Consider the following 11,475-nt stretch of genomic DNA (forward strand, 5'->3'; position numbering starts at 1 on the left):
CCGTTCGGTGGCGTCAAGCGTTCGGGTTTCGGGCGTGAGCTCGGGCGTCATGGGATCGACGAATTCGCGAACAAGAAGCTGATTCGTACCCTGCGTCAACCCTGAGGTCGGGGACAGTCACGCGCCCGACGTTTGGGCGTGTGGCTGATCCGTCGGTAGAACACAGCACGCGGACTGAGGAAAGTTGTCAGTCCGCGTGCTTGGCCTGCCGCCACAACCTAAACCACGTCGACACACTGGGTCGACGCATCCGACTGAGGAACACATATGACCGACGCTGAGAAGACCCTGCTCGCTTCCGTCCCCGACGGCTTGTTCATCGCCGGGCAATGGCGAGCTGCCAGCTCCAATGCCACTCTGACAGTGGACGATCCGGCCACCGGCGAGGTCGTCGCGACCATCGCTGATGCCACCCCCGAGGACGGAATGGCCGCACTCGACGCCGCCGTGGATGCGGCACCGTCGTGGGCCGCCACTCCCGCGCGCGAACGCGGCGAGATCCTGCGGCGAGCATTCGACCTCCTGCAGGAACGCAAGGAGGACTTCGCGTTGTTGATGAGCATAGAAATGGGCAAGCCCCTGGCCGAGGCTCACGGTGAGGTCGCCTACGGCGGCGAATTCCTGCGGTGGTTCAGCGAAGAAGCTCCCCGCGTGCAGGGCCGTTACGGTGCGAACCCGGAAGGTACCGGCCGTACCATCGTCTCCCAGCATCCGGTCGGGCCGTGCTTCTTGATCACCCCGTGGAACTTCCCGTTGGCCATGGCAACTCGCAAGATCGCCCCTGCCCTCGCGGCAGGGTGCACCGTGGTGATCAAGCCGGCCACCCTGACACCGCTGACGACCCTGCTCCTGGCCGCAGTACTCGACGAGGCGGGTCTGCCTGCCGGAGTGGTCAACGTGGTGACCACCACCGCGACAGCGGAGCTCTCCGAACCGATCATCGCCGATCCTCGCCTACGCAAACTGTCCTTCACCGGCTCCACTCCGGTGGGACAACGATTGATGGCACAGGCAGCGAAGAACGTTTTGCGGACGTCGATGGAACTCGGCGGAAACGCCCCGTTCGTCGTCTTCGACGACGCAGATCTCAACAAGGCGGTCGACGGTGCGATCGCGGCAAAGTTCCGCAATATCGGACAGGCCTGCACGGCGGCGAACCGGTTCATCGTCCACCGCTCGGTCGCCGACGAATTCACCCGCAGGGTCACCGAGAAGGTCGCCGCGTTCACCATCGGCCGCGGAACCGAGCCAGGGGTGACGATCGGTCCGCTCATCGACGACAAGGCCGTCGACAAAGCCCGCACCCTCGTCGCCGATGCCGTCGACCGCGGTGCCACGCTTGTCACCGGAGGTGAGCGCCTAGACCGCAGCGGAACGTTCTTCGCACCGACCGTCCTGTCGGACATCGCTGCCGGTAGCGACATCCTGCGGGAGGAGATCTTTGGACCCGTCCTGGCCATAGCGCCGTTCGACACCGAGGACGAGGCGATCGCCCTGGCCAACGACACCGAGTACGGGCTGGTGTCCTACGTGTTCACCGAAAGCCTCACCCGAGGCCAGCGCATGATCGAGCGGCTCGAGACCGGGATGATGGGCCTCAACGTCGGTGTCGTCTCCAACGCCGCAGCTCCTTTCGGTGGCTGGAAGATGTCCGGTCTGGGCCGCGAAGGCGGAGCCGAGGGCATTCACGAGTACCTGCAGACGAAGTACACACTGACCCCGTCGCCGTTCGCCTGACACGACCAGAACCCGGTATTGCGCGGCGAGTGCGATACCGGGTTCTGTTGTCTGCGTGAGGTTGTCGTCCCTGACGAGCGGCCGCACCGCGGACAACAGGTGCGGCGCACCTCGGGTCCGACCCAGCCGACACTGGAACCAACGCGTTGTCCGCCAAGTCACTCAGCTGGAGTACAGTTTTGCCACCCGTGATGCGTATGGGCACGTTGGCTCAGGCGAGATTGAACCAACCCCTCGGCGAGCGTGCCTGCGATGAACAGCAGGTCCCCGACTAGCCGGACGCAGAAACCGGCTCCAGTGCAGTGGCCCCGACGCCGGCGCCTTCGGGGTCGGGCGCGTTGAAGTAGACCATCGCGGCTCGCGCGTCCACCTGCTGCTCGGTCATCGCGAGCTGGCCTCGGCCCCGGGAGAAGAACGCCGTGAGCCACGAGATGACGGTCGTCAGACGGCTACGGAAGCCGACGATGTAGACCAGGTGCACCATCAACCACATCATCCAGGCGATGAATCCGGTGACCTTGATGGGTCCGACCTGCGCGACGGCGCTGAACCGCGAGACGGTCGCCATCGAGCCCTTGTCGAAGTACTTGAAGTCCTTGCGCACGGGCACGTCTCGGCCCGCGCGGACAGCTTCGACGCCGTCTTCGATCACGCGTGCTGCGTAGCGTCCACCCTGAATCGCGACCTGTGCGACGCCGGGGAGCTTGTCGATACTCATCATGTCTCCGACGACGAATACCTCGGGGTGACCGGGGAGCGTCAAGTCTTTGTTCACCAATACGCGTCCGGCACGGTCGATTTCGGCACCGGACTGCTCGGCGAGCTGCTTCCCGAGCGGGCTCGCGGCAACTCCTGCAGACCACACCTTGGTGCGGGCCGCGATGTGTCGAACAGTGCCGTCTCCGTCCTTGACCGACAAGCCGTCGGCGTCGAGATCGGTGACCATTGCGCCGAGCTGAATGTCGACGCCCATCTTGGTCAGACGCTTTGCGGCGGCTTGGCCGAGGGAATCAGCGAACGGTGGCAACACCTTCGATGCGGCGTCGAGCAGGATGATGCGGGCACTGCGGCTGTCGATGTGGCGGTAGGTGCCGCTGAGCGTCTTGTGCGCCAATTCGGCTATCTGCCCGGCCATTTCGACCCCGGTCGGGCCTGCGCCGACGACGACGAACGTGAGCAGCTTCTCGATCTCGGCCGAATCGGTTGCGAGTTCGGCCTGATCGAAAGCGCCGAGAATGCGGCCGCGGAGTTCGAGGGCGTCGTCGATGGTCTTCATGCCGGGTGCGTACTCGGCGAAGTGGTCGTTGCCGAAGTAGGACTGACCCGCGCCTGCCGCGACGATGATGCTGTCGTAGTGGGTGACGGTGACGCGCTCGAGGAAGCGAGACGTGACGGCTTTCGCGTCGAGGTCGACGGCGGTGACGTCGCCGAGGATGACCGATGCGTTCTGCTGATCCTTGAGGATCAACCGGGTCGACGGGGCGATCTCGCCCTCGGACAGGATTCCGGTCGCGACCTGGTACAGCAGGGGCTGGAAGAGGTGGTGCGTGGATTTGGCGATCAGCGTCACGTCGACGTTGGCCTTGCGTAGCTGCTTCGCCGCGAACAACCCGCCGAAGCCGGAGCCGATGATGACGACGTGGTGCCGGTGGAGGCGCTTGGCCAACGCAGGTGTGAGTTCGGGCGTGGTCGGTATAGACATCGTTGTATGCCTTCGTGTTCGGGTCGTCGATGCACGATCAGCCAACTCGGAGAACGTGTTGTCGATAGGGGTGCGGTACAGACAGACCGAACGCGATGGTCCTCTGTCCGCGTTGCAGCGGCTGGTCGATTGCTGTCGGGAACGTCCTGGCTGCTTTCGATACAGCGTTCGGCCAGTGCTTCTGACCCCGCGCCAAGATTGCGGCGTCGGCACCAACGAGCAGGAACCGTGCGCCGTCCTCAGTGTAGAAATCGGCACGGCCGGTATCGAAAGCATTGACTCCGAACGGCTTTCCGGCGGATACAATCGCCGTGAAGGCATCGTTCACGGCGGCCACGAGGTCGGGGTGGTTCTGCTGTCCGAGTAGTCCCATCGAGGCGGACAGATCGCTGGGTCCGATAAGACGCCGTCGATACCGGGCGTTCCCGCGATAGCCGCACGAGATCAGGCTGCAGTTGTCTGCGCCTGATTCGGCTGCGGTCTCGCACGTCCCTGCGGATCGAGGCAGGGCCGACAAATGGCTAGCCGGGGACCGACCAACTCTCGCGGAGCGTTGTGTGAGTCGCCACTCTGGGCACGGATTCGGCTCGCGCCACCTTCCGGACCCGTCTCCGAACGGAGATGGGGACCAAGTCCGCAAAGTCCCCCAGACGATCGAACTGCCTGCGACCGCCTCGCGGCAGTGGGCCACGCTGCTGCGTCCGCCGGCTCTAGAATTGCAATTTGTCCCTGGCTGAGCAGAGCCGCAGTTCATGCAGAATTCCATGGGAACTCCGTTGCCGAACCTTTGAGCTAGTCCTCGCTCGACCTGCCAATGGGTTCCGCGAAAGAGCACCGAACTGATCCGGGTTCGACCAGCTCGTCGAACCCGGATCGGACCTCGGACAGCGCGGGGCTGTTGTCACGCACCGCGATCCACTCATCCCAGTCACCTATTTCAAGAAGTTCGATGAATTCGAAGCCGACACCGCCGCCTTCCGCCTCCCCCAAAACTCTGAACGCACGAAAGCGCAAGACTTCTTCCTGGTCGCCCAAGGTGGGCTGATCGACCTCCGCAGAGAACTTGACGAAGTCCTCGGGTGACTTTCCTTCGCGCAAGCGAAACGTGTTCACGGCCAAAGTTCTTTTTGCTGTATTTGCCATCGAATTAATTTCCTTCAACGTATTGATCTTCTCGTGCGAATGGTGCGGGTACAAGGGTCTGATTTGAGCGACCGACATGAAGCGATAGGATAATCCCGATTTTACCGCAGAATACGATTGCCTTTAATGCCCTCCATTCCAGTTGCGAACCTTTTTCGAATAGTGAGGGGGTGGACGCGCACGTTTCGCTTACATGCCAAAAGTGTGTTCCTGGGATTTCGACCCTCTTTCGCAAATGTGCATGCGTGCCCTCTGTCCGCAGGTTCGAGCAAGCGAAACTGCGCATTTAATGGAATCAAGACGCCTAATCAGTCAAGGAGGCAGTTTCGGCGTGGCTACCACAGATTGATTTGGTGCTCGCCCGGCAATCCTGCATCCAGACCCCATCGGATTCGTACATTACACCGGTCGATGCTGCTTACAATCGGTAATTTTACGTATTGAATCCTCGTCGACATCAGTCGAAATCTCGCTTGTCGCAGCAGTATCGTCCACGTGTCGAACCTGCTCCGTAGCCCCGCCACGTGGTCGTATCAAAACTTCGCACCGCGCTGTTATCGACGCGCGGTGGCGCGCACACCACGCTGGATGACGTCCCGGGCTTGGTCGACCACGTCGAGGCACTGCTGCAGCGCACCCTCGACTGCTCGGTGGCGAAAGGGGACCGTGATCGATCTGCGCACAGTTGCCGACAACTGCGGAACCGTCAGAAAACCTAGACGATGTATCTGACATAGAACTGGTTTATCTGCTCGCGCGGTGCACGATTAACCCGCCGTCCTCAATTCCTGCCAGGACGACGGGGTTCGTTCGCAACGTGTGCGCTGAAAGTTGCTAGTGGGTAGAGAAAACTCGCGCTTCGCGTGTGCGACTTTGCGTGACGGGGATCAAAAATGCTGCGCCGATTGCAACGGCCATGGGGACGAGCAGTGCTCCACGCAGGCTGAACGCATCCCCGAGAAAGCCGAGTGCGGGAGGGCCGACGAGGAATGCGATGTACCCGAGTGTGGATGCAAATGAAACGCGTGCAGCCGAATTCGTCTCGGAGTCGCCAGCAAGTGAGATTGCGAGTGGAAAACCCAAGGAAGCGCCCAGGCCCCATAGGACCACCGCCGCGCCGGCCGCAACCTGGTTTTCCAGAACCGATACGAGCGCCAATCCGAGGGCTGCGAACATCGCACTCGCGGTAAGGACCTTCAGTCGCCCGAGAATGCCGACTATGAACCCGCCACAGAAGCGACCGATTGTCATCGACAGTGCGAAGGTGGCGTACACCATAGACCCCAGAGATTGGTCGAATCCGTGCTCGTCCACCAAGATGAGCGGAAGCCAGTCGTTGGCAGTACCTTCCGCGAGGGCTAAAGCCAGTACCACGAACCCGATACCTAGAAGGCGTGTGTCCCTCCACAACGGTGCGGCTTCGATAGATGATGGTTCGTTCGTCGGGACTCGTGAAAGACCAGTCCCAGCCGGAATGGCTCTGAGATTTGAGAACAACGCAAGCAAGCCCACTGACGAGACGATCGACAAGTGCAGCGCCACCGAGAAGTCGACCGAGGTGAACACAACCCCCGCTGCCGCTCCAATCACTGTGCCGAGGCTGAACATTCCGTGCATTGCCATCAGGAATGGCCGACCGGTGCGTGCCTCGATTTCCGCGCCCTCGATGTTCATGGCAACTTCACTGGCACCCATACCCAAGCCGAATACAGCCAGTCCGCCCATGACCAGCGGCAAGACCGAAAGCGCCGAACCGAGGCCGATTACGAGCATGCTCAGCACTACGAAGGCTACGCCGGTGCCGATTACCGGTTTGGTCCCGAACCGAGATACCAACGGCCCGGAGGCGAGGATTCCAACCATCGCGCCGAGTGACAACCCGAACAACACCAGTCCCATCTGACTGGTACTGGCACCGAGACCGTCCCGAATGGCGGGCGTTCGTGTGACCCACGAAGAAATGCTGACGCCCGGGATGAGAAATAGGACGCACAGAGCCGTTTTGTGCCTAGCTATGGACATCGACACAAGCCTCTCGAATTGTTGCCACATCTGTACATCTGTACATCTGTACACCTTCTTGAACGTGTACTAATGTACACGGCAGAAACGACTACCTGGAACTCGAATGGAAGTGTTACCGGTCATGGTTGAGCAGCAGCGGGCCATAGACCGCCGCGAGTTGATAATCAGCGCTGCGTTGCGTGTGATCGTCGATCGCGGCGTCCACGCAACTACGCACCGAGCGATAGCCGAACAGGCCGGCGTACCGCTCGGATCGCTCACTTACTACTTCGATGGTCTGACGCAGTTGATCGAACAGGCCTTCGTGTCGCTTTACGAGTTGGTGTCGGCCGGGCCGCGGCGAGCCCTGACCGACGCGAGCAACCTGGAGGAGGCTATCGACGCGGTCACGGACATAATCTGCGGCGGCCACAGGCCGTCCGCCGACCAGGAACGTGCGCTTCTCGAGCTTTACTCTTATGCCAATCACAATCTCGCGGCCGCTGAGGTGTGCACGAGGTGGCTGGCAACCACACGGGAGCTGTTGGCTGCGCACTTCTGTGAACAAGTCTCCGAGGCTCTGGACGCCCTCATCGAAGGATGGAGCATTCATCAGCATTTCAGAGCGGAGCCCGCTCGACGGGACGCCGTGCGGGCTGTGATTGCTGCGATCACGGCTGCCCACCATCCTGATCACGGTGACTGCACTGGATGCAGAACGTAATGCGTAGATTGATCGATCACGATGACAACAGACAACTCAGCGCAGGGCATCCGCTGTAGCGTGCTGCGGTGAGGTCTCCGCCCCACAGCGTCGTGGCTCCGTTCGGTCGTGTCCGATCGAAGTAGCGCCCAGGGTCCTGCTTCGAGACGCCTGAGAGCGGTATCGATCTTTGAATGCGTTGAGCGGCAGAAGTTTCCGAACGTAGAGACTGTCGACCACGTGTCGAGTTCCCGTCATGGCAAGTGCTTCTCCGTCCGTGCTCGCCGATAGTATGGGGGGATGCTCGATCTACACCGTCTGATGCTCCTCCGCGAAGTGAAGCTGCGGGGCAGTATGACGGCGGCGGCTCGAGAACTGTCGTACAGCCACTCGGCAATATCTCAACAGCTGGCGCAGTTGGAGCGCGAGACCGGTGTAGTGCTGCTCGAGCGGGTGGGCCGCAATGTTCAGCTCACCACCGCGGGCGAGGAGCTGGTCCGCAATACCCACGCGATCATGGCTGCGGTGGAGCGGGCGGAATCCGATCTGGCCACCTCGCACCGGCACCCGCGCGGCGTGCTGCGAGTGGCCGCATTTGCCACCATCAGCCGCAACGTGCTGCCAACGGCAATGGTCGAGCTGGCACAGACTCACCCCGGCATCGAGATCCGGCTCCGACTGGCCGCCCCGGAAGCGGCAGCGGTACTGCTCACATCCCGGCAGGTCGACGCGGTACTCACCGATACGTATCCGGGTGTCGAGCAATTCTCTTCGGGCGGTCTGCACGTCACCACACTCGGCACCGACCCCGTGCGCGGATACCTGCCGGACCCGTCTTCCGACGGGGATATCGAGAGGGTTCGTGATGTCCGCTGGACGATGGAACCGTCCTCGGCTGCCTCGGCACAGTGGGCCGTGCGCGTGTGTCGCGAACGAGGGTTCGAGCCGCTGATTGCCCACGAGTCCACGGACCTGCTGTTTCACGTCCGCATGGTCGAGCGTGGCCTCGCTGCAGCATTCCTTCCCGACATGGCCGTCCGCGAATTCAGCAGCGGCCTCGTTCCCAGCAACTGGCTGCCGACCGACCAGCATCGCAGCATGCATCTGGTCGTGCGCGAGGGTTCCGAGGGCCACCCGGCCACCGTCGCGTTTCGGGTGGCCGTCATGAACGCATTGCGCGTCTTCGGGCACTGACTGCTGCGTCCTCGTAGCCAGCAGGACATGTAACGATAACTGACAATAGATGGTCAGAACTTGTCGCTTTTGCTCACAGTCGATGGGCTTTAGCGTGGGTGTTACATCAGTCTTCGATCGTGGCACCGGGACATACGACGGCCACGTCGACCATTTGCAAGGAGGGGCCCATGACGCTCACCGACAACATTGCCACGGACGATTCGGCACGGTCGATCATCGACGGACCAGCGCTCTGGCCCGCGCAGGCACACACCCCATCGGTGCTCGGACGTCAGCTCGTTATCGATCGCGGCGTCGGATCGTACGTCTTCACCACCGACGGCCAGAAGCTCTTCGACGGGACCGCCGGCCTCTGGCACGCCAACATCGGCCACGCCCACCCCGAGTTGGCCCAGGTCGCGTTCGATCAGATGCGCAGGCTGGAGACTTACCACATCTTTGCCCGATTCACCAACGACAAAGCTCTGGCTCTTGGCGAGCGGCTGGCCGCTCTATCGCCCATCCAACGGTCGAAGGTCATTCTCAACTCTGGTGGTGCAGACTCCATCGACGTGGCATGCAAGTTGGCTCGTCGGCACTGGCAGCGCGAAGGTAGAGCCACCAAGAAGATGATCCTGTCTCGCGAGTTCGCCTACCACGGCTTGCACGCCTTCGGCACCAGCATCGCGGGCCTTCAGTTCAACCGCGACGGTTACGGTACCGAGTCCCTGGTGCCCGACACCGCCCGCTTCCCGCTGCACGACGCCGACGCCATCGTGGCGATGGTCGCCGAGATCGGGGCCGACAACATCGCTGCTATCGTCACCGAACCTGTGCAAGGCACCGGTGGGGTGAACCCGCCCACCCCCGGATACCTGGAAGCAGTCGAGAAGATTTGTCGCGACAACGACATCCTGCTCATTCTCGACGAGGTGATCACCGGTTTCGGTCGCACCGGAACGATGTTTGCCGCTGAAAGGTACGGCGTCACACCGGATTTGTTGACCTTTGCGAAAGGCGTCACGTCCGGCTACGCGCCACTCGGCGGAGTGCTGGTCAGTCCACACATCTGGGAACCGTTCTATGTCGATTCCCCGGATACCCCGATCTTCCGCCACGGCGCAACCTACGCCGGACACGCCACCGCATCGGCGGTCGCCCTCGCGAACCTCGACATCCTCGAACGTGACGGGCTCGTCGAGCGCGTCACGGAGCTCGAGGTCGTACTTCGAAACGCACTGGATGGCCTGAACGCGCGGCAGGGCGAAGTCATCGATGTTCGCGTAGGCGGCTTACTCGGTGGCATCACTCTGTCCGAGAACCTTTCCGCCGAATCGATCGCCGACGACCTGATCGACCTCGGCTACATCTCGCGTCCACTGCGCGGCAACTCACTGCAGATCAGTCCGCCCTTCATCGTCAGTGACGACGAACTGAAGGGCTATATCGACGCCATCGAAACCGCCATCACGGATCGGGTGAATCGTTGACCTCCGCCACCGTCGACACCCGCACTCTTGTCCCCGCCTCGACGGACCGAATCACGTACGCGAACAACGTCATCGACTCGATCGCCTTGCCGGCCAGTGGCACGTCGGTGAACGATCCCGCTACAGGCGAGCACATCGGGTACGTCCCTGAAATCGACGTCACGGGTGCTCTCGAAGCGGTCGGCGTCGCCGACGATGCCGGACGCGCGTGGGCGCGAACAACTCCGCGGGAACGCGCCAACGTCTTGCACGCTTGGTACGACACGCTCGTCGCCCACACCGAGGAGATCGCCCACCTCATCACCCGCGAGATGGGCAAACCCCTGGCCGAGGCTCGTGGTGAGGTCAAGTACGGCAGCGACTTCGTGCGCTGGTACGCCGAGCAGGCTGTCCGCCCGGGTGGTGATTTCCGCGACGCACCCGACGGCGGCGCAAACATCTTGGTGCGCCGCGGCCCGGTCGGTCTTGCCGTACTGATCACCCCGTGGAACTTCCCGCTCGCAATGGCGACCCGCAAGATCGCGCCGGCACTTGCTGCTGGTTGCCCGGTTGTCATCAAGCCTGCCAACCTCACCCCTCTCACCACTCTGTACGTCGTCGAGTTGGCTCGCCAGGCCGGTGTTCCCGAGGGCCTGATTCAGGTCATCACCACAGAGAAGCCTGCTGACTTCAGCATTGCGGTGCTGCGTGACCAACGTGTGCGGAAGGTCTCGTTCACCGGCTCGACCGGCGTCGGCCGACAGCTGATGGCCATTGCCTCCGATGGGGTGCTACGGAGCTCAATGGAGCTCGGTGGCAACGCCCCGGCACTGGTGTTCGACGACGCCGACCTCGAGCGCGCAGTCGACGGCGTGTTCGCCGCCAAGCTACGCAACGGTGGCCAGTCGTGCATCGCCGCCAACCGCATCTATGTGCAAAGCGGGATCGCCGATGACTTCGTGGACGCATTGACCGAGCGTCTTGCCGCACTCGAGGTCGGCCACGGACTCGGCGACAGCACCACCCTCGGCCCACTGATCGACCATCGCGCCGCCACGAAAATGGCCGAGCTGACCCGAGATGCCATCAGCAAGGGTGCGCAATTGCGCACGGGCGGGGGCGCATTCGACGCCCCGGGCAGCTTCTTTGCGCCGACCCTGCTGGACCACGTTCCTGCGTCAGCCGACATGGCGCGCTCGGAAATCTTCGGGCCGATCGCCGCAGTGCAGCGATTCGACACCGAAGACGAGGCTATCGCCCGCGCCAATGACACGGAGTTCGGCCTTGCCGGCTACGTGTTCACCGAGAACCTGGACCGAGCGTTGAACGTCGCCGACCGTCTCGAAACAGGCCTGGTCGGAATCAATCAAGGCGTTCCGTCGAATGCCGCAGCTCCCTTCGGCGGCATCAAACAGTCCGGTCTCGGTCGTGAGGGCAGTGCCGAAGGGCTCGAGGAGTACCAGAACGTGCGCTTCTACAACATCGCCCGCCGCCCCAGCACGTGAACTACCCACATCCATTCACTTCTCCCCAGAACGAAA

Annotated in this window: 10 protein-coding genes; 6 read left to right on the plus strand and 4 right to left on the minus strand. The window is 62.3% G+C overall.

Features of this window, described 5'->3' with window-relative positions; all coding sequences use genetic code 11:
* Positions 1–105 (plus strand): aldehyde dehydrogenase family protein (locus E4P29_RS25625; protein ID WP_135045936.1); only part of this gene is annotated, 105 nt, incomplete at its 5' end.
* Positions 106–267: 162 nt separating this feature from the next.
* Positions 268–1,737 (plus strand): NAD-dependent succinate-semialdehyde dehydrogenase, encoded by a 1,470-nt coding sequence (locus tag E4P29_RS25630; protein WP_135048057.1) that lies wholly within the window; start codon positions 268–270, stop codon positions 1,735–1,737.
* Positions 1,738–2,008: 271 nt separating this feature from the next.
* Here E4P29_RS25630 and E4P29_RS25635 read toward each other — a convergent pair whose 3' ends face one another.
* The 4 genes from E4P29_RS25635 to E4P29_RS25650 form a co-directional block, all read right to left on the minus strand.
* Positions 2,009–3,439, minus strand: coding sequence for an NAD(P)/FAD-dependent oxidoreductase (locus E4P29_RS25635; protein WP_135048059.1), 1,431 nt, complete (start codon positions 3,437–3,439; stop codon positions 2,009–2,011).
* Between the two features lie 37 nt (positions 3,440–3,476).
* Entirely contained in the window at positions 3,477–4,205 is a 729-nt protein-coding gene (locus tag E4P29_RS26615) for an aldolase/citrate lyase family protein (RefSeq protein ID WP_348539780.1), read from the minus strand.
* Between the two features lie 26 nt (positions 4,206–4,231).
* Positions 4,232–4,660 carry a hypothetical protein gene (locus tag E4P29_RS25645; RefSeq protein WP_135048063.1) on the minus strand — a complete coding sequence of 143 codons (429 nt, stop codon included), beginning with the start codon at positions 4,658–4,660 and terminating at the stop codon, positions 4,232–4,234.
* Between the two features lie 756 nt (positions 4,661–5,416).
* A complete protein-coding gene (locus E4P29_RS25650; protein ID WP_245154499.1) occupies positions 5,417–6,634 on the minus strand; it encodes an MFS transporter in 1,218 nt (405 codons plus the stop codon).
* A 94-nt stretch (positions 6,635–6,728) separates the two neighbouring features.
* Between E4P29_RS25650 and E4P29_RS25655 the strand changes: the two genes are divergently transcribed.
* The 4 genes from E4P29_RS25655 (at position 6,729) to E4P29_RS25670 (ending at position 11,439) form a co-directional block, all read left to right on the plus strand.
* A complete protein-coding gene (locus E4P29_RS25655) occupies positions 6,729–7,310 on the plus strand; it encodes a TetR family transcriptional regulator (protein ID WP_167735622.1) in 582 nt (193 codons plus the stop codon).
* 279 nt (positions 7,311–7,589) lie between these two features.
* Positions 7,590–8,483 carry a LysR family transcriptional regulator gene (locus tag E4P29_RS25660; protein WP_135048067.1) on the plus strand — a complete coding sequence of 298 codons (894 nt, stop codon included), beginning with the start codon at positions 7,590–7,592 and terminating at the stop codon, positions 8,481–8,483.
* A gap of 170 nt (positions 8,484–8,653) precedes the next feature.
* Positions 8,654–9,955 carry an aminotransferase class III-fold pyridoxal phosphate-dependent enzyme gene (locus tag E4P29_RS25665; protein WP_135048069.1) on the plus strand — a complete coding sequence of 434 codons (1,302 nt, stop codon included), beginning with the start codon at positions 8,654–8,656 and terminating at the stop codon, positions 9,953–9,955.
* On the plus strand, positions 9,952–11,439 hold the full coding sequence (locus E4P29_RS25670) for an NAD-dependent succinate-semialdehyde dehydrogenase (RefSeq protein ID WP_135048071.1): 1,488 nt from the start codon (positions 9,952–9,954) through the stop codon (positions 11,437–11,439). Before E4P29_RS25665 ends, E4P29_RS25670 begins: the two co-directional genes overlap by 4 nt.
* Positions 11,440–11,475 lie beyond the last annotated feature (36 nt).

This window comes from Rhodococcus sp. 1R11, assembly GCF_004563845.1.
In the GTDB taxonomy this organism is placed as follows: Bacteria; Actinomycetota; Actinomycetes; order Mycobacteriales; family Mycobacteriaceae; genus Rhodococcoides.